The organism is Mesorhizobium sp. B2-4-2 (assembly GCF_006442845.1).
Lineage (GTDB): Bacteria > Pseudomonadota > Alphaproteobacteria > Rhizobiales > Rhizobiaceae > Mesorhizobium.
On the sequence record NZ_VFVM01000020.1, the window covers coordinates 26,286 to 45,557 of the forward strand.

Here is a 19,272-nt window from a genome sequence, read left to right on the forward strand (position 1 = left end):
CCGAGATGAGCAAGATACCGCGCCTGTCGGTTCGGCACCTGACGAAGCGTTTCGCTGCGCTTGCCGCCAATGACGACGTCTCGCTCGACGTCATGCCCGGCGAATTGCATTGCTTGTTGGGGGAGAATGGCGCAGGCAAGTCGACACTGTCGTCCTGCCTCTACGGGCTCTACCAGCCAGACGCCGGCGAAATTCGGGTGGACGGCAAGACCGTCCAGCTAGGCTCGCCGGGCGAAGCCATCCGCGCCGGCATCGGCATGGTGCACCAGCATTTCGTCTTGGTGCCCAGCTTCACTGTGCTGGAGAATGTGGCGGTAGGCACGGGCTCCGGCTGGCGGCTGGGCCGGGCTGAGGCTCTGTCCAGGATCGAGACGATCTGCTCCACCTACGGCATCTCGCTCAACTCACACCGGCACGTCGGCGACCTTTCCGTCGGCGAACAGCAATGGGTCGAGATCGTCAAGGCGCTCTACACTGGCGCCAGACTGCTTATCCTCGACGAACCGACGGCGGTGCTGACGCCCGAGGAATCGCGCCGCCTGTTTGCGATCGTGCGGCGGCTCACCAGTGAAGATCTGTCGGTCGTGCTGATCAGCCATAAGATGTCGGAAGTGATGCAATCCGACCGGGTCAGCGTGCTTCGCAAGGGCAGACTGGTCGGAACGGTCGTAACCTCGAACGTCAGCCGCGACCAACTCACCACCATGATGGTCGGCCGCTCCGTTGCGGCGCCGGCGCGCGCCGCAGATGCGAAAGCGACCGGCGAGACGGTGCTTTCGGTGCGTGGGCTCACGCACCTGCGCGATGGAAGGCCCGTGCTGGACAACGCATCGCTCGACATCGCAGCCGGCGAGATCGTCGGCATCGCCGGCGTTTCCGGGAATGGCCAAGATGAGCTGTTCGAGTGCCTCGCAGGCCTCGCCGCGCCCGACGGCGGCACGGTCTTGCTCGATGGCGAAACTCTGCAGGCGTACTCACCGGCGACGATTGCTGCGAAAGGCATTGGCTACGTGCCCAGCGACCGCTTCCGCGACGGGCTCGTTGCCGATCTCGATATCGGCGAGAATCTTGTACTCGGCCAACAATGGCAAACGCGCTGGCGCAATGGGCCATTTATCGACACCGCGGCGCTCGACGCAAATGCGCGCATGGTCATCGCTGCCTATTCGATTGCCGCAACCGGGCCGTCGTCACCCTCTCGCAAATTGTCTGGCGGCAACGCGCAGAAGGTCATCCTCGCCCGCGAGTTCGCCAAAGCGAAGCGGCTTCTGCTGTGCAACCAGCCGACGCGCGGACTCGATGTCGGCGCCATCGAATTCGTCTACCGACAACTCCTGCACAAGCGCGACGAAGGCTGCGCCATCCTGCTTGCGAGCGAGGAACTGGAGGATCTTTTCGCTCTCAGCAGTCGTATATGTGTGATGTTTCGCGGCCGCGTCCTTGCGGTGCGCGATACGGAAAAAACCACCTATGACGAAATCGGCAGCCTGATGGCCGGCCATGGGAGCGAGGCTGCGGCGTGACCGATTTCAACCTCGTGGAGTGGCGCCTCGAGCGCCGGCTGGAACCGCGGCCGACCGCGCGCATCGTTGCACTTGCTTTGGCGGCGATCGCGGCGGTTTTGGTTTGCAGTCTGCTTTTCGCCGCCGCGGGCGCCAGCCCGGGTGCCGCCTTCACGGCTCTCCTGAAAGGCAGCTTTGGCTCGTGGCGTGCCGCCGGCGAAACGCTGGTCAAGGCAACGCCCCTGATCTTCACCGGTCTTGCCGCCTGTGTCGCCTTCCGCGCGCGTATCTGGAACATTGGCGCCGAAGGCCAGGTTTTTGCCGGCGCCATGTTCGCTTATTGGGCGCAGCACAATCTCACCGGCTTTTCGCCTTTCATCCAAATTCCTGTGGTTATAGCCGGTGGCATTGTCGGCGGCGCACTCTATGCCGGCCTTGCGGGCGTGCTGAAGACCCGCTTCTCGGTCGATGAGGTGATCTCGACCGTCATGCTCAACTACATCATCGTCTATGTCCTTTCGCTGCTGCTGCTGCGCGGCCCATGGAGCGAGGCGGGCGCCTTCTTCGAACAGACGCCGAAGGTCGATCCGGGCTCGGTGCTTCCGTTGCTGTTTTCCGGTTCACGCCTGCATTCCGGCTTCCTGCTGGCGATTGTGGCGGCTGGCTTGGTTCACATGCTGTTGACGCGCACACCGCTGGGCTATGAGATCAAGGCTGCCGGGTCCAACATGCGCGCGCTCGATGTACAGGGCACCAATACTCGAAGGCTGGTCATAGTTGTGCTTCTGGTTTCCGGCGCGCTTGCGGGGCTCGCGGGGATCACGGAAGTCTACGGCGTCCATTACCGCCTGAAGGCAGGCGTAATAGCAGGTTACGGCTACAGCGGCATCATCGTGGCCATCCTCGGCCAATTGCATCCGCTTGGCGTCGTCGTTGCCTCGGTGCTGTTCGGAGCGTTGCTCAACGGCGCTACGCTCATGCAGATCAAGACCGGCGTGCCCTCGGCGCTGATATACGCCATCCAGGCGATCCTGCTTTTGTTCTTCCTAGCTGGCTGGGCAGCGTGCAATTTCCGCCTGCGGAGGGTCGGCCGTGCTTGACGCACTCTTTCAAACCTCAATCCTGGTCAGTGTGGCGGCGGCCACCATCCGCATCAGCACCCCGCTCCTGCTCGCCGCACTTGGCGAACTCATCGCCGAGCGCAGCGGCGTCTACAATATGGGTCTTGAGGGCATGATGCTGATGGGAGCCTTCACCGGCTATCTCGCCGCCTATGAAAGCGGGTCGTTATGGCTGGGCGTCCTCGCTGCCGGATTTACCGGCGCGCTGATGGCTCTCGTCTTTGCCGTGCTGGTGATCACGCTGAAAGTAGAGCAGATCGTCACCGGTCTTGCCGTCAACCTGCTCGGCGCCGGCCTTTCCACATACTGGTTGCGTTCCGCTTTCGCTGGCGACGGCAAGACGCCGACCATCCCTTTCTTCGCCGATGTGCCGGTGCCAGGGCTGAGCGATGTTCCCGTGCTGGGCCCCATCCTGTTTGACCAGCGGGTGCTGACCTACATAGCCTTTCTGATGGTGCCGGCGGTATGGCTCTTCCTGTTCCGGACGCGTTATGGACTGATCGTGCGCTGCGCCGGCGACAATCCCAAGGCCCTCGATGTTAAGGGGGTAAAGGTCGCGCCGGTGCAATATGCCGCCGTGCTCTTCGGCGGCCTGATGGCGGGCGTTGCCGGCGCGTTTCTCTCCGTCGGCCAGGCGGCGCGTTTCGTGCCGGACATGACCAACGGGCGCGGCTGGCTGGCCATCATCATCGTCATCGCCGGCCTATGGCGCCCCTACCCGGTTTTCGTGGCGGCTCTGGTGTTCTCCTTCCTCGACGCGCTGCAATTGCAAATCCAGGGCGTCGGTATCGCCATCCCCTACCAATATATGTTGATGATGCCTTATGTTGCGGCGATCGTTGCGTTGATGATCCGTCGCTCGCGGACCAGCGCACCGGCTATGCTGGGCGTGCCGTACAGGCGGGAATAGGGCGGTCGGTTTTCATTCTGCTGCTGTAAGGCTGCCTGTACGTAGCTGCTATGCGGCATGGCCCAACCCGTGACCGCGGCAGCAAGCTTCCAGCAAGATCGACCGCTTTGGCGGAGCCGGTATTGTAGCCCAACCCGCCCAGGCAGGGAGACCTGACCGTCAGTCACGGGACGTCACAGGGCAAGCAATTTGCCCCCCTGGAAATCTGGATCGTTGGAACTCGACTATCCCGCTGGTGGTTAGCCAGAAGGCTGCATAAGCCTCGCTCAGGAACGCCAGCCACCACTGCCGAAGTGACCTGAACTACGGAGCGTCGCCAGCAGGATGTTGGCTGCTCCGCGTTGATCAATCTTCGCTTGCTCACCAAGCGGAGACGCATTCCAGGCAGCCAATTCTGCCACCAAAAGAGCGGTATCCCCGTCTACCGATGCGCATCTAAGTTGTCCGTTCTTCCCCATCACGATTATGGCTGTACCTATCACGCCATAACCAATCGCAGCTATCCGCTGAACCCAGGTATCGCCGTCAACGCGGACATCGAACAGAACCGACCCTTCGGTTTTTTCCGCAGCGTCCGCCACACGATCACAGAACGGTCGATTGAGGCCTTCGATGTTGCCGAGTGACTGCTCAAACAAGGCCAATTCGACATGCTCTGCCACCATAGCTGTGAGAGTGCGCGCTAGCTGGCCCAATCAGCAAGACACCAGGACCATTATCCACAGCAGCCACAGCTGGCCCCCTTTTTGCCTACTTAATGCCCCCGTCGGACCGCGAGCCGGGCAACGGCCTCTATGGCTTGGTCGACCTCGTCCGTCGTGGTGTAGTGTGACAGACCCAGCCGGGCGACGCCGCCTTTTTCGCGCGGTCCAAGCCTGCCGGAGGCTTCATGGCATAGAGTGGCGGGCCCAGCCGAAGATGTTTTTCCTCAGCCAGCGCGGCCGCGTTTTCCACCGGCGAGCGATTGGCCAGCGGCGAGGTGCCTGTTGAGCGGCAGATTCAGGGCCCTGATATCTGCGCACGCGGCACATCTTGCCCACCCCGGTTGATCGCCTAAATGTTTGGTCCCGGCATTTGCTGGAGCGGATTGAGTCTGAAGCGTTCCGGCTGTGACGCCCACGCCTTGCAGATGAACTCGTAGCGATCCTTCCGCAGTCAGCCTCCGGTTCAGCGGTCAGCTTCACTCCAATTTCTTCAAGCGATTGCGGGCCTCATCTATTCTCGGCACTACAATTGTCAGCCTACTGAATCCAGCATTCTCTTTATCACGGAAAATTTGAAGGTTCGCGCCTGCGACGCCACGCCATATGGATCAACCCCGGCATGGGACGGTCATCAGGCCCGGGTCGAACAGGTGAGTATAGAACTTCTCTCCACCGCTCATGCTTGGATGTTGCGAGTGCGTCGAAAATTCCTTGGATTTCCGTTGTGCGCGTCCTTCCAAGTCACCAGCATCTGCAATTAGAGAACGTTTGGCTTCGTTCCAAGATGGTTCTCGGGCGGCAGCGCAAAGTCCGCTCGTCGCGCACACCATATGTGTCTCAGCTCGGCCCTTTTTTACTTTGCGTTGGATTCAAGGTGAAATTAGGGGACGCAAGCGAGAGGTCGGCTTTCGGCATCAAGCGGGCTAAGCAGTCATTCAACTCCTGGCCTCAAGCAGCTCATGCACGCTCCACTTGACGGTGCGTGCCGCCCCAGCCGATGTCGGGGTTATCTATGTCGACGGCGAGACATGCCTTTGACCACGCTTATTGGGGGCGCCGACTGGCGAGCCGCTTCGCCATCATTAGCGATGGAACGGAAAAGAAACCATTCTGCATAAGACTGCTGCTTTTCGACGCACCTTTTCGAAACGTCGGAACGAGCGCTTTTCGCGCAGGCCTCGATGCCCCCATAGGTGAACCGGTTCCATGACGAGTCTGACAATACGCCACCGCATCCTCGTCAGTTTCGCTGCCGTTCTGGTGGTTATGTCCGTGATCGCCGTTATCGCGTACGCCTGGTTTCTTCAGGCGGAGCGGGAGGCAACTGAGGTCGAGAAGGGCATCCTTCCAGACCTCTATCACAGCACCGAGATCATGATGGGGCAGATGAAGGCACATAGCCTGCTTCAGGAATATGCCCTCCAGGACAACCCGTCGGATAAAAGCACGCTTGAAAGCACGATCGCGACCAATCGCGACCAAGTGCGGCGGTTGATGGACGAGTATGAAGCAACGATCGTCTCCGACATCGACAAGCAGAATTACGCAGTCGTCAAAGAACTCGCCAACCAATTTCGGCTGGCGGAAACTGCTGTGCTGGACACGAGCCGAGCTGCCTTGTCGAAAGGTGAAACTCCCAATGAAAGCCCGGTCATCAAGAACACGGTAGAGCCGATCTTTGTGAAATTGCAGTCCGCTCTGCAAGCCATGCTCGAGGATCACAGAGGCGAGGCAAACAGCGCGACGCAGCGAATCAGCTCAATCGTTAGCACGGCGGAAGTCGGTTTGAGCGTGGGCTTGTTGATAGCCCTCGGACTAGCCCTTCTTTTGGGTTACCAGCTGTTCCGCGCTATCACAGCTCCGCTCACACGTTTGGTCGACGCAGTTCAAATGATACGGCAAGGCGACTTCAGCGAACGCCTCGATCTGAGGCGCCGGGACGAATTCAGCGTGCTTGCCGACGGCTTCAACGCAATGGCAGACGATCTCACAACTCTCATTGGTCAGGTACAAAGGTCCAGCATACAGGTTGGCACGTCGATAACTGAGATTGCTGCAACCTCCAAGCAGCAGCAGGCAACAGCGACTGAAATCGCCGCGACCACGACTGAGATCCGCGCGACAGCCAAGGAAATTTCCGCCACTTCAAACGAGCTGGTTCGCACGATGAACGAGGTCTCGACAGTTGCCGAGCAAACGGCTGCCGTCGCGGGCGGAGGGCAAGAGGGGCTGACCCGTATGGAAGGAACCATGCAGCAGGTCATGGACGCGGCGGGTGCGATCAATTCCAAACTCGCAATCCTCAGCGAGAAAGCTGGCAGCATCAATCAGGTGGTGACGACCATCACCAAAGTGGCCGATCAGACGAACCTGTTGTCGCTCAACGCTTCCATCGAGGCTGAGAAGGCCGGCCAATATGGCCGGGGCTTTGCAGTGGTGGCGACAGAGATCCGAAGGCTTGCGGACCAGACGGCCGTCTCCACTTACGATATCGAGCAGATGGTCAAAGACATCCAGTCGGCAGTTGCTGCCGGTGTGATGGGCATGGACAAGTTTTCCGAGCAGGTCCGCCGGGGCATGCACGAAATCCAGCAGGTCGGCGGGCAACTCTTCGACATCATCCAGCAGGTCCAGGGGTTGGTGCCACGTTTCGAAGTCGCCAATGAAGGCATGCAAGCACAAGCGATCGGCGCGGGACAGATAAGCGACACGCTAACCCAGCTAAGCGAGGCAGCTCAGCAAACAGTCGAGTCCCTTCAGCAATCGACGCTCGCGATCGACGAGCTCAATCAAGTCTCAGGTAGCATGCGAAGCAGCATTTCAAGGTTCAAGCTGAGAGCATAGCGGGCCGGCAGTAGGAGGTGATAATGCTATTCCTCGCCTTCAGTATGGGTTCGGATCGCTACTTGATCGATGTCCACCAAATTGAAGAGGTGCTGCCCTATATCGATGTGAAAGTTCTGCCGGGTGCGCCAACCGGTGTGGTCGGTCTGGTCAGTTATAACGGAATACCCATCCCTCTCATCGATGTTACTCTTCTTGCGCTTGGCCGGCCATCGGAGCGCCTATTGAGCACCCGGATCGTTGTTACGCGCTACCCGGCGCGAGATGGCGAGCAACGCCTGCTTGGGTTGGTCGCGGAACGGGTGACGGATACGGTCGAGCGAGACCCTGCCGACTTCGCGCCGTTCGGCCTCGAGCCAGGAACGCCGTCTTATCTTGGTCCGGTGACTTCGGATGGCACGGAGATCATTCAGTGGGTCAAAGCGGAAGCGCTGCTTTCGGAAGAGATTCGTACCGCATTGCTCCGCCAGGCCGTGATGGGTGTTTAATGACCGGCGCAATAGAAAAGCTCCTGATGGAAACCATTGGACTGGACAGTGCCAGCGTTGGCCCGACAGTGGTCCGTCAGGCGGTCAGAGACCGGATGGCAGCGTGCCGGATTGCCAATCCTCAGGCCTATAGGGAACACTTGACCGGTTCCCCGCAGGAGCTTCAGGAGTTGATCAATGCGGTGGTGATCCCGGAGACTTGGTTCTTTCGCGACCGAGAAGCGTTCACGATGTTGGCGCGGCATGCGCGCGTGCACAAGCGTGCTCAGCCAACAAAAGTCTTGAGCCTGCCATGTTCAACCGGTGAAGAGGCCTATTCGGTCGCAATGGCCATGTTCGATGCCGGCTTTGAGGCGCACGAGTTCAACATCGATGCGGTGGACGTCAGTACCCGCAATATCGCGCTGGCTGAACGTGCCGTCTACGGGCGCAATTCCTTTCGCGGCAGCTATCTCGAATTCAGGGACCGCTATTTCGAAGCGGTCGAGGGTGGGTTGCGGCCCAGTGCTGCGGTGCTGAAACAGGTTCGCTTCAGGGTCGGCAACCTATTCGGTACTCGCGCAATTTTTGGGCAAGAGGTCTACGACATCGTACTCTGTCGGAATTTGCTGATCTATTTCAATCGCGAACTGCAGGATCGCGCATTGACCCGCCTGAAAGACCTCTTGGCCACGGACGGACTTCTTCTGGTCGGTCCCGCGGAAGCAGCACTTCCAAGGCTGCATGGCTTTATTTCCGCTGAATGGCCCTTGGCCTTTGCCTTCCTAGAATCGGAGCCCATCAAGGCCGCGGCGCCGACAACTGCTATCCCGGTGCGGACATCAACCCCGAAGCTCAACAAGAGCAAGCCCGTTCTTCGGCCACGACTGACCGTCGGCAAGGAAAACAGTGCGCCGGCCCTGGCCAAGCCCGTTGATCAGGTCTCGGAAAGCCTAGTCGCGGTTGAACGGATCGCCAATGCGGGTCGGGTAAAGGAGGCACAGGAGGTCGCCCTCGCCCATCTCGAGAAATTCGGTCCTTCCGCGCAAATCTTCTACCTGCTGGGCCTCGTTCAGGATGCGGATGGCGCTGCATCCAAGGCCGCGCAAAGCTATCGCAAGGCACTCTATCTCGCGCCAAATCATCGAGAGGCTCTGGTCCACCTGGCTTTGCTGCTTCGCAAGCAAGGCGACCACAGCGGCGCCGAGGCGCTGGCCGACAGGCTGGTCCGGGTCCAGAAAAGGAGCGGCACCTGATGCCGGCTTCGACAAGGATCGCTCTGCCAGTGGAGCAGATTGAAATCGACGATTGCTGGCGGCGGATAGGCGTTCGGGGTGACAAGTCCTGTCCCCAACTGGAGCAGCATCTACACTGCCGGAATTGCCCGACCTACAGGAAGATTGCACGGCGCCTCCTTGATCGTGCGGCGCCCTCGTCATATCGCGGCGAATGGCCCGATAGCGCTGGTCGTGCAGCGGTCGTTTCGGCGGACGATGAAGCGCCACAGACGGCCGTTCTCTTCCGGTTGGGACACGAATGGCTGGCGCTTCCAGCTGGCATTTTTCATGAAGTGGCTGAATCCCGTCCCGTTCATTCCCTTCCACACCGCAGGAATAGTGCAGTGCTCGGCATCGCCAATGTCCGGGGCGAATTGCTGATTTGCCTGTCGCTCGCTGAATTGCTCGGGATCGACGAACCCAAGGAGGAGGAACAAGGCAGACGAGCCAAGATATTTCGCCGCCTCGTCGTGGTGGGCGAGCGGGACAAGCGGGTTGCTTTCACGGTTGATGAGGTCCACGGCTTACATCGCTACCGGGCACGCGACACTCTCGCTGTGCCAGCTACGATCGGCAAGACTCTGTCGGCGGCTACTGTTGCCGTTTTGCCCTGGCGTGAACGGGCTGTTGGCTGTCTCGACCCGGGACAACTGCTCACGATGATGGATCGGAGCATGGCATGACAGATGAGGACTTCAGTCAGGTTTCGATGTTGAGCCTTTTCCAGGCCGAACTGGAGACGCAATCACAGGCTTTGACCTCCGGCCTTCTAGCGCTCGAACGCGATCCTGTCGCCACCGACGCCCTGGAAGAATGCATGCGGGCCGCGCATTCGCTGAAAGGAGCAGCCCGCATTATCGATCTGACGCCCGCCGTCAAAGTTGCAAATGCAATGGAAGATTGCTTGGTCGCCGCGCAACGTGGGCATCTGAGGGTACGCAAGGAGCATATAGATGCGCTTCTGCAAGGCTCTGACCTTCTGAAATTGATCGCATCGGGATCATCGAACGAGAGCGTCAACCCGGAAGTCGAAAGCTTTCTGGCGAAGTTCGAGGAACTGTCCCTCCCCGAGCCCGCACCCCAAGATTCGGCAGCTGATTTCGCAACCCCAGAGCATAGCCGAAAGGAGCCGGCGGCAACCTCGTCAGCGAACCCCCTTGTCGAGCCGAAAGCTCAAGCCCGAGGGAGCATCAGCTCAGATAGAATAGTTCGGGTGACGGCAGACAGCCTGAACCGATTGCTCGGTTTGGCCGGCGAGTCGCTGATGGAAGCTCGGCGGCTCAGGCCATTCGCTGACGGGCTGCTGCGGCTGAAGCGCCTTCAATCAGACATCGCAAGTGCGTTCGACAATCTCGATGCAGTGCTGCTGCCGGTCGCAAAAGATGCGGCTGTGGTGGAGGCGCTGGTTGAAACGCAGCGAAAGCTTCGGTTGAGCCAAGCCTTCTTGGCGGAGCGTCTCGATGAGTTGGATTCAGTCGATCGGAAAGCCACCGATCTTGCCAACCGATTGTACGAGGAGACGTTGGCGAGCCGGATGCGACCTTTTGAAGACGGGGTGAGACACTACGCAAGAACGGTCCGCGACCTCGGTCGTACACTTGGCAAGCAGGTGCGACTGGAGATCGTAGGCGGCTCGACCGGCATCGACCGCGATATCCTCGAGCAGCTGGATGCCCCCTTGGGGCATCTTCTGCGCAACGCGGTAGACCATGGGCTTGAACCGCCTGATGAGCGCCTCGCAACCGGCAAACCCGAAGAGGGACTCATCAGGCTCGAAGCGAGGCACAATGCCGGACTGCTGCAAATAGCCGTGGTGGACGACGGCAGAGGGATCGAGCTCTCGAAGCTGCGCGAGACTGTCGTCGCCCGGCAGTTTGCAACCAGGGAAAGCGCCGACGCGCTCAGCGAAACGGAATTGCTGGCATTCCTTTTTCTGCCCGGCTTTTCGATGAAAGTTGGCCTGTCCGACGTCTCCGGCCGTGGCGTGGGACTCGACGCAGTGCAGGCGATGACGAAGGAGGTCCGCGGAATCACGAGCGTCTCCTCGGAATTTGGTCGAGGAACCCGGTTTCAACTGCAACTGCCGCTGACGTTGTCAGTCCTGCGCACCTTACTCGTCGAAGTCGATGGGGAGCCCTATGCGTTTCCACTCGCTGCCATCTCCAAGACAATGAAATTGCAGCGGGTGGAGATCAACCTCCTGCAGGGCCGCCCGCATTTTCGCTTGAACGATCGACAGATCGGGTTGGTGACAGCGCGCGAGGTGCTGGATCGAGGAGAGTCTGCGTCCGAAGCAGAGGAACTCTCGGTCGTCGTGGTGGAAACGGGTCGGGGGGACGCCTACGGCGTAATCGTCGACCGTTTTCTCGGGGAACGCGAACTGGTGATCAGACCTCTCGATTCCCGGTTTGCCAAGATCAAGGACATCAGCGCAGCGGCCCTGATGGAGGACGGTTCGCCTGTTCTGATCTTCGACGTCGATGATCTGGTTCGATCGGTGGAAAAGCTTGCGTCGTCCAGCGGATTTCGAGCCCTTCGGCGAGCCGCGGGCGGTCCCGGACCGAGCAGACGCAAGCGCGTGCTGGTGATTGACGATTCACTCACGGTTCGCGAACTCCAGCGCAAGATGCTGGGCAATCACGGTTATGACGTCGAAGTGGCAGTCGACGGTATGGACGGGTGGAATGCCGTCCGATCTGGTCCTTTTGATCTCGTCGTCACTGACATAGACATGCCGCGCATGGATGGTATCGAACTGGTGAGCCTGATCAGAAAGGACGTCCATCTCAGGAACACACCCATCATGATCGTTTCATACAAGGATCGGGAAGAAGACCGCTCGCGCGGGCTTGACGCCGGTGCCGACTATTATCTGACCAAGAGTACCTTTCAGGACGAGGCGCTGATCCATGCCGTCGTGGACATGATCGGCGAGGCGACTGAATGAGATCGAAATTGGCGACCAACGAATGAGAATTGGCGTAGTCAACGACATGCCGATGGCGGTTGAACTTCTGCGCCGGCTGGTCATGTCGACCGGCGAACACCAAGTCGCATGGATTGCGACCAATGGGCGTGAGGCGGTCGAGGTCTGCAGACGTGATCTGCCGGATCTGATACTCATGGATCTAGCGATGCCAGAGATGGACGGGGTGGAAGCGACCCGCAGAATCATGGCGGAAACCCCATGTTCAATCTTGCTGGTGACAGCCAGTATCGAAGCCAACGTCGCCGGCGTCTACGAAGCGATGGGGCATGGCGCGCTCGACGCCGTCGATATTCCCTCAGTAGGCATCGAAGGTGATGCGTCCTCGCAATCCGCACGGCTGTTGACCAACAAGATAGCAACGATCGGCAAGCTGATCGGCGATGCGCCGGGCAAGGCAAGAAGGAGGATGTCCCGTGCGGCTGAGCCGACAGCTCGACGGCTAATTGCAATCGGTGCCTCTGCTGGCGGGCCGGCCGCCGTTGCCGCAGTCCTGAGCGCGTTTCCCGTTGATTTCGCCGCCGCCATCGTGCTCGTACAGCATCTCGATGCCCAATTCGTTCCAGGCCTTGCTGATTGGCTCGGCCAGCATACGCCTCTCCCGATCCGTCCAGCGCGGGAAAACGATAGTCCTCAAGCGGGCACCGTTCTCATTGCCAGTTCCGCGGATCATCTGGTTTTCAAGTCAGCTCAGCAACTTGGCTATACGCCTAGCCCCGAGGACAGCGTTTATCGGCCGTCCGTAGATGTGTTCTTCGAAAGTGCCGCGCAATGGTGGCCTGGCTCGGTGATTGGAGTCCTGCTCACAGGCATGGGCAGGGATGGTGCGCACGGGTTGAGACAGCTCCGCGACAAGGGGCATCTCACAATCGCGCAGGATAGAGCAACCAGCGCCGTCTACGGCATGCCGAAGGCCGCCGCCGATGTCGGCGCGGCTGTTGATATTCTTCCTTTGAGTGCGATCGGCTCACGCATAATCGAAGCCCTTTCAGCGCTCCAGGTGAAAGGGTTCGTCCGATGACGCTAGAACCACAGCTGGTCCCACCACTTGCAGATAACTATTCATCCATGGTTCTGCTCATCGATGACCAGATCATGGTTTGCGAGGCGGTCAGGCGCGCTCTAGCCAGCGAGCCTGATATCTCGTTACACTTCTGCACCGACCCATTGAGAGCGATCACGGTCGCCGACGAGGTAAAGCCAACCGTCATCCTGCAGGATCTCGTCATGCCCGGGGTCGATGGGCTGCATCTGGTGCGAGAATACCGGAAGCATGCTTCGACACGCGCGGTCCCAGTCATTGTGCTGTCGAGCAAGGAAGACCCAGCCACCAAGGGCGAAGCGTTCGGTGCGGGAGCGAACGATTATCTCGTAAAGCTTCCGGATCGTATCGAGCTGATTGCACGCGTTCGATATCACACGCGGGCCTATCTGGATCACGTCCAGCGAGAAGCTGCATACCGAGCGCTAAGGGAAAGCCAGCGACAGCTGATCAGTGCTAATCTCGAGCTTGAACGTCTGACGCGGATCGATGGCCTGACGGGCCTCGGCAACAGGCGCTATTTTGACGAATATCTGGCGTCTGAATGGAAGCGTGCTTTTCGCGCACAATCCCCATTGTCGCTGTTGATGATCGATGCCGACAACTTCAAACGATACAATGATACCTATGGCCATATGGCCGGCGACGAGGTGCTCAAGCAAATCGCCCGCGTAATCCAGAGCGGTTCCGGCCGTTCCACCGATCTCGCTGCGCGGTACGGAGGCGAAGAGTTCGTCATCGTGCTGGTCGACACTTTACTGGAACAATCCAGTGCGATCGCAGAGCAGCTCGTCCAGAGCGTGCGGGAGCTGAACATACCCCACGGCTCGGATCGCGTGACCATCAGCGTTGGCGTCGCAACAGCGGTGCCCACCGAGAACGAAACGCCGAAGGATTTCGTCAATGCCGCCGATCTGGCTCTTTTTCGTGCCAAATCGGAAGGACGAAATCGTGTTGCGCTTCAGATGTCCCGCGCTTGACGAGTGGCTAGGCAAACTGTTGGGCCATGCAAGCCGTATTGCCGGTCGTGAGCTCATGGCGGCAGGATGGTACACTTTCACCAATTGCATGATAGCGGACGTGCTGCGGCCGCCGACCTGTCGGCCTATCCGAATACCGCAGCAGGCTCCAAACATTTGAAAATACGTTGAATGCACCCCGCTCGCCGGCCTTCAAGAAGGTCTATGCCGACCAGCTCGCTCATTCCGCGGTTGGACATCAAAAACTCATCGCCATTGCATTTGGCTGAAGCGGGCGCCGCAGTTCTGCTCTGACAGGAGCGTGGACCGCAAGCAGTTCGTTCCACTCCACCGAGTTTTCTGCTTGAATACCTCTAAAGCCATCCATGGAGGCCCCTTCCATTCTGAATGATCCCTTCGCCCCCTTACGACAGCGTTTCCTGGCTCGGTGCGCCACTCAACTCGCGGAGTTGAGGGCGGCGCGTCAGAGAGGCCCGTCAGTGGGCTCCAACGACACCCTGATTCCCACCGCGCACTCGCTCGCCGGGGCCGCGGGGACATTCGGGTTTGCGGAGATCAGCGCGCGGGCATCGGCGTTGGAGACATTGCTGATCGAGCAGGCGGACGATGGGGCCTCGCACGCCGCACTCGATGCGCTTATCACGGAGATCGAGCGGACGCTGAAGTGACTCAGCAGACGGGGCTCACTTCTTCGCGCCGCCCAGGCCGGTCCTGGTCATCTCACCCCAGCTCTGGTCGGCCCGAAGAAATTGCCACCAGCCCTTCACGCGCCAGAAATTGTTGAGCTGGCGGTAGCCGAAATTCTCGATCACGGCGACCGCCGTCAATACCGCGAGGTCCCTGGCGCGGGGAAAACGCTGCAACTCGGCCTCTTCGAGAACGAGGGAGCATACGCTCACGCAGACGCCATAGGTGAAGATGAGCGAGGTGAAGGCCAGAAGATATTCGGCCGAAAGGACACCGAGCAGCCAGAAGGCGGGGATGAGGATATAGCCCAGCACCTCCGCCACCGGTCCCAGAACGTCGACAATGAAGATGTGGCCGAAGCCGAGAAAGCCGACGCGGCCATAGCGCGGGTTGAAGAGCATGGAGCGGTAGCGGAAGAAGCATTCGAGCGAGCCGCGCTGCCAGCGCGTGCGCTGCCGGGCAAGGACGCTCAGCGATTCCGGCGCCTCGGTCCAGCACACCGGCTCCGGAATGAACTGGATGCGGTATTTGCGCTTTTTATCCCGCATATAGCGGTGCAGCTTGATGACGAGGTCGAGGTCCTCGCCCATCGAACCCTTGGTGAAGCCGCCGACCGCCACCACTTCGGCTCGGCGAAACATGCCAAAAGCGCCGGAGACCAGCATCAGTGTGTTGATGCGGCTCCAGGCAAGCCGCGCCATCAGGAAGGCGCGCAGGTATTCGACCACCTGGAGCAGTGGCAACAGACGGCGTGGCAGACGGACCTCGCGCACCCTGCCTGCCTCGATCCTGGAGCCGTTGGCGATGCGGATCGTGCCGCCGACGGCAATGGTGCGCTCGGGGTCGTCGATGAATGGCTGGGCGGCACGCATCAGCGCGTCGGGCTCAAGGATAGAGTCGCCGTCGATGACACAAAAGAGCGGCGCGCGACAGACATTGATGCCGGCGTTCTGGGCGTCGGCCTTGCCGCCGTTCTCCTTGTCGACGACGAACAGCCGCTCGGTCATCGGTGACGAATAGAGGCCGCGGATCGGATTGTGCGCGAGCGCCTCCTCATAGGGCCGATGGAACTTTACCAGCTTGAACGCCTCGATGAGGCGCAGCAAGGTCTCGTCTTTCGAGCCGTCGTTGATGACGATGACCTCGAAATTGGGATATTCGAGCGCCAGCATGGAATGGACGCTCTCGACCACGTTCAAGGCCTCGTTGTAGGCGGGCACCAATAGCGCGATCGGCGGCGCGACATCGCCATAGCGGTGCCAAAGCAGCGCCGAGCGCGCGACCGGTGGGCGCTTGGACAATGCATAGCCGGCGACGATGAGCTGCAGGAGGTATATCGTCGTCTGCGCCAGCCCGGCCCCGATGATGAACCAAGACAAGATGGTGGCGGCAAGAACGATCTCGTCGCTCCAGTCGGCGATCATACGGCTGGTCCCTCGGCAAGAATGAGCGAGGCGGTGCGCTGGCTGCGCGAGACCTCGCTGTCGGCAATCTGGCGCAGCAACCGCTCTCCCGGCTGGCCGAAGGAGCGCAGCGCGTTGGCGGCGGCATAGCGCACGTTCCACACCTCGTCGCCCATCAGCTTGGATAGCGACCGGCCAAGTTCGGCGAGGCCGAGGCGGCCGGCGGCATCGGCGGCCGCGCTGCGCACCTCCCAGTCGCCTTTTGTCATCGCGGTCGAGAGGATCGCCGGCGCGTCGGCATTTCCGGTGAGGCCGAGCGCCCGCAGTGCCGCCGCGGCAACCTCGGGCGAGGCGTCGTCGGCCAAGCGGGCGAAGAGATCGGCGAAGCGGAAGCCGCCGGCGCGGGCCAATGCGTCGATCGCGGCCGCCCTTATGAAGGGCACGGCGTCGGCGCGCGCAGCATGGTCCGCCAGTTCCTCCAGGCGCGCGTGCGGAAAGCGCCTGAACAGCTCGATCAGGCGTCGCGAGCGCTGCCCGGCCACGCCGATCTTGCGCAGCGCAATGCCGAGCGGCGGCAGGCTGTTCAGATCGCAGAGCGCTATGGCGACGGCGATCCTGACCTCGCGCGAGCGGTCGTGGTTGAGCGCGGAAAGCAGGCTTGCCACCGCACCTTCCGAGCGCAGCGCCGCCAGCATCTCGGCCGCATGGATGCGTTCGGCGCCGTTGCCCTTTTCCAGTTGCCTGCCGACAAGGGCCGGCAGGCCACATTCCTTGAAAGCAGCAAGGACATCGTCGTGCTCCTCGCCGCGCAAAAGCGAAATGAACTCGAAGCCGGTATTGATCGCCACGCCAGCCGGCACCGAAAGAATGGCCGTTTTCAACACCTCGCGGTCGCGGCTCTCGGTGAAGGCGATCAGCGCAGTCAGAAGCTGACGCCGCTGGTCGGCCGCAGCCTTGCTCCGGCGCTCCTGCAGGACGCGTCTCGCGATCAGGAACAGCATGATCACCAGCGAAAGAGCGCTGAGCAGTATGGAGAGATCCCAGATGTACCACATGGTCAGAACCGCGCGGTCAGGCCGAGACCGAATGTATTCCGGTCGAATCTCGGTCGTTCTTCATGCGCGATGCTGGCGCGCAACGTCAGCGGATCGCTGATGTCCCAGGAAACACCACCAAAGACCGCGCGCGTCGGCACCAGCGTGCCGTCGGAGATTTCGGGAGCGTCGGCATAACCGCCGAATACGTTGAAGTGCGGTGTCGCAGCAAGGTCGACGCGAAGCACATAACCGTCTGCGCCCGTGCCGATATCATCCTGCGCATGAACCCAGCGGGCGGAAAGCCCCAGGCGGCCGTCTAGGATAGAGGTCTGCACCCATGGCGAGATGCTGGTGACATTTGTGTCGGCGAAATTGTCGTACCGGGTGTCGATGTTGAGCGAAAGCGGGCCGAACGCCTTTGCCGGCGCCATGACCTGCCACGAAGCCCCGGCGCCGATCGAATAGCGCGCGAGGAAATCAGCGTCCGGCGTCGCCGCCGCCAGAGCATAGGCAGAGAACGCCGGCGAGAAGGCCTGGTCGATACGGCCTTCGATCTGGACGTCGGTGCGGCCGAAGCGTGTGGCCAGCCGGGTGCGACCGGAAATCGTGGTGCGCGGCGACAGCCCATAGGCAAGGCCTGCCGAACTGTCGGTCCAGTCGCCGAGCTCGCTGGTGAGATCGCTCACCTCGCTGCCGAGGTCGAGCCGCCATTTGCGCGGCGGCGGCACGGCCAGCCTTTGCTCGATATCGAAAGAGCCAGGCTCGACGGCGAGCGCTTGGCTGTAGGCATCCCGCGCGTCCTCCTCTTTACCCTCGGCGCGGCGCACATCGCCGAGCCCGACCAGCGCCTCGGCATTGCGCGGATCGGCCGCAAGCACGCGCTGGAACGACTGCCCGGCCCGCGTGTAATCGGCCTCGAGCAAAGCCACTCTCGCATCCAGCTCGAGCGCCTCGACATTGCCTGGCACTGAGGCCAGCACGCCATCGACCAAGCGGCGGGCGCTCGGCGCGTCGCCCCGCCAGATCGCCAGGCGCACCTTGCCGAGCCGCGCGTCGAGAAGGCCCGGCTTGATCGCAAGCGCGCGGTCGAAGAAAAGCCCCGCCTCGTCGAAGCTTTGGCTGGAGCCGACGACCAGGCCAAGGGCGACGAGGATGTCGGTGTTCTTCGGCGCCAGTCCCAGTGCCCGGCGATAGACTTTCTCCGCCTCGGGCAGCTTTCCCGCCGCTCGCAGGCGTCTGCCCTGCTCCATCAGACCGGCGACGGGATCGGGCCGCCGGCTAGTCGGTTTCTTTGTCGGCGCCGGAACCGCGGGAGACCGTCTCACCTCACTGCTGGCGGCTTGCTTCGCCTTCTGGATATTGGCGATAAGCGTGGCGGCGTCAGCGTTGCCGGGCTCGGCCCGCAGGGCCGTTTCGGCTAGCGGAAGCGCGGCATCCAGATTGCCCGAGCGGAACTCGACCTCAGCCATGCCAAAGCTGGCGTCCCGATAGGTTGGGGCCAAGGACAGGGCATTGGAAAAAGCGGCGCGCGCCGCCGACAGATTGTCGCGGCCGAGTTCGGCAAAACCGAGTTGCACCAAGGCGTCGGCGTTATCGGGTTTAAGCGCAAGGGCGCGCCGTAAAAACTCCACCGCCTCGTCAAAATGCTGCGCTTGCCTGGCCTTGACGCCGAACTCGTAAAGTTCATCCACCGTCTGCGCCAGCACCGGGCCCTGGGGCGCAGCGATCGCCAGGATCAGACATGCGCCAAGGGCTGCGCACCGGCAGCGCCGCATCAGCGTTTCCCGCTCTTTCGCGCGAGCAGACGCGCCAACCGCGCCAGAAGCTCCTCGGGGATGAATGGCTTCACAAGGTAGTCGTCGGCTCCTTTTTCGAGGGCCGAGACGATGTCCCTTTCGCCCTTGCGGGCGGTCAGCATGACGACCGGGGTTTCGGACAAAGCCGGATCGCCCTTGATGCGGGCAAGGACCTCCAGGCCGTCGGCCTTGGGCATCATCGCGTCGAGCACGATGATGTCCGGCGCCTCATGCTCTGCCTTCGAGAGCGCTTCCGCCCCGTCTACTGCTTTGATGACCTCATATCCCTTTGCCCTGAGCCTGAATTCCATCAGCTCGATCAACAAGGGATCGTCATCGCAAATCAGAACTCTTGCCTTCGCTCCGTTCACCAGCCTTGCTCCGGTTCCGTCGCCCCCCGGAGTGATCCCATGAACCGACATCCGCCAATGCGGTCCATGCAGACAGAAATATTCGTCTCGACTCTCTCATCGACGTCCGCCGATGCCACGCGATTATAGACAACCTGATTCGCTG

The 19,272-nt window shown here is 61.0% G+C and carries 16 protein-coding genes; 11 read left to right on the forward strand and 5 right to left on the reverse strand.

Features of this window, described 5'->3' with window-relative positions; genetic code table 11:
* Positions 1-5: 5 nt before the first annotated feature.
* Genes FJ942_RS27605 through FJ942_RS27615 form a run of 3 tightly spaced genes read left to right on the forward strand, consistent with a single transcriptional unit; the run spans position 6 to position 3,533 of the window.
* The gene (locus FJ942_RS27605; RefSeq protein ID WP_140763923.1) at positions 6-1,523 is read left to right on the forward strand and encodes an ABC transporter ATP-binding protein; all 1,518 of its coding nucleotides are present in this window, start codon (positions 6-8) and stop codon (positions 1,521-1,523) included.
* Positions 1,520-2,602 (forward strand): ABC transporter permease, encoded by a 1,083-nt coding sequence (locus FJ942_RS27610; RefSeq protein WP_246679899.1) that lies wholly within the window; start codon positions 1,520-1,522, stop codon positions 2,600-2,602. Before FJ942_RS27605 ends, FJ942_RS27610 begins: the two co-directional genes overlap by 4 nt.
* Positions 2,595-3,533 carry an ABC transporter permease gene (locus FJ942_RS27615; protein ID WP_140525725.1) on the forward strand — a complete coding sequence of 313 codons (939 nt, stop codon included), beginning with the start codon at positions 2,595-2,597 and terminating at the stop codon, positions 3,531-3,533. Before FJ942_RS27610 ends, FJ942_RS27615 begins: the two co-directional genes overlap by 8 nt.
* A 266-nt stretch (positions 3,534-3,799) precedes the next feature.
* Here the strand turns inward: FJ942_RS27615 and FJ942_RS27620 are convergent, their stop codons facing one another.
* Positions 3,800-4,228: a hypothetical protein gene (locus tag FJ942_RS27620; protein ID WP_224681964.1), complete on the reverse strand. Its 429-nt coding sequence runs from the start codon at positions 4,226-4,228 to the stop codon at positions 3,800-3,802.
* Positions 4,229-5,443: 1,215 nt separating this feature from the next.
* Between FJ942_RS27620 and FJ942_RS27625 the strand changes: the two genes are divergently transcribed.
* The 8 genes from FJ942_RS27625 (at position 5,444) to FJ942_RS27660 (ending at position 14,501) form a co-directional block, all read left to right on the forward strand.
* Positions 5,444-7,081 carry a methyl-accepting chemotaxis protein gene (locus FJ942_RS27625; protein ID WP_140525724.1) on the forward strand — a complete coding sequence of 546 codons (1,638 nt, stop codon included), beginning with the start codon at positions 5,444-5,446 and terminating at the stop codon, positions 7,079-7,081.
* Between the two features lie 23 nt (positions 7,082-7,104).
* Positions 7,105-7,569, forward strand: coding sequence for a chemotaxis protein CheW (locus tag FJ942_RS27630; protein WP_140525723.1), 465 nt, complete (start codon positions 7,105-7,107; stop codon positions 7,567-7,569).
* Positions 7,569-8,804, forward strand: coding sequence for a protein-glutamate O-methyltransferase CheR (locus tag FJ942_RS27635; RefSeq protein ID WP_140525722.1), 1,236 nt, complete (start codon positions 7,569-7,571; stop codon positions 8,802-8,804). The genes FJ942_RS27630 and FJ942_RS27635 overlap by 1 nt, the downstream gene beginning before the upstream one ends.
* Positions 8,804-9,508, forward strand: a complete 705-nt coding sequence (locus tag FJ942_RS27640; protein ID WP_140651005.1) for a chemotaxis protein CheW — start codon at positions 8,804-8,806, stop codon at positions 9,506-9,508. Before FJ942_RS27635 ends, FJ942_RS27640 begins: the two co-directional genes overlap by 1 nt.
* Positions 9,505-11,772, forward strand: a complete 2,268-nt coding sequence (locus tag FJ942_RS27645) for a hybrid sensor histidine kinase/response regulator (protein ID WP_140899573.1) — start codon at positions 9,505-9,507, stop codon at positions 11,770-11,772. Before FJ942_RS27640 ends, FJ942_RS27645 begins: the two co-directional genes overlap by 4 nt.
* Positions 11,773-11,794: 22 nt before the next feature.
* A complete protein-coding gene (locus FJ942_RS27650) occupies positions 11,795-12,832 on the forward strand; it encodes a chemotaxis response regulator protein-glutamate methylesterase (RefSeq protein WP_140500726.1) in 1,038 nt (345 codons plus the stop codon).
* A 47-nt stretch (positions 12,833-12,879) separates the two neighbouring features.
* On the forward strand, positions 12,880-13,833 hold the full coding sequence (locus FJ942_RS27655) for a PleD family two-component system response regulator (RefSeq protein WP_281405858.1): 954 nt from the start codon (positions 12,880-12,882) through the stop codon (positions 13,831-13,833).
* 365 nt (positions 13,834-14,198) lie between these two features.
* A complete protein-coding gene (locus FJ942_RS27660) occupies positions 14,199-14,501 on the forward strand; it encodes an Hpt domain-containing protein (RefSeq protein ID WP_181165450.1) in 303 nt (100 codons plus the stop codon).
* Between the two features lie 15 nt (positions 14,502-14,516).
* Here the strand turns inward: FJ942_RS27660 and FJ942_RS27665 are convergent, their stop codons facing one another.
* The 4 genes from FJ942_RS27665 to FJ942_RS27680 are packed head-to-tail and all read right to left on the reverse strand — an operon-like array spanning position 14,517 to position 19,127.
* On the reverse strand, positions 14,517-15,944 hold the full coding sequence (locus FJ942_RS27665) for a glycosyltransferase family 2 protein (protein WP_181165449.1): 1,428 nt from the start codon (positions 15,942-15,944) through the stop codon (positions 14,517-14,519).
* Positions 15,941-16,978, reverse strand: coding sequence for a HEAT repeat domain-containing protein (locus tag FJ942_RS27670; protein ID WP_140899575.1), 1,038 nt, complete (start codon positions 16,976-16,978; stop codon positions 15,941-15,943). Before FJ942_RS27670 ends, FJ942_RS27665 begins: the two co-directional genes overlap by 4 nt.
* 2 nt (positions 16,979-16,980) lie before the next feature.
* Positions 16,981-18,735 carry a YaiO family outer membrane beta-barrel protein gene (locus tag FJ942_RS27675; RefSeq protein WP_140899577.1) on the reverse strand — a complete coding sequence of 585 codons (1,755 nt, stop codon included), beginning with the start codon at positions 18,733-18,735 and terminating at the stop codon, positions 16,981-16,983.
* Entirely contained in the window at positions 18,735-19,127 is a 393-nt protein-coding gene (locus tag FJ942_RS27680; protein ID WP_140500730.1) for a response regulator, read from the reverse strand. Before FJ942_RS27680 ends, FJ942_RS27675 begins: the two co-directional genes overlap by 1 nt.
* Between the last annotated feature and the right edge of the window lie 145 nt (positions 19,128-19,272).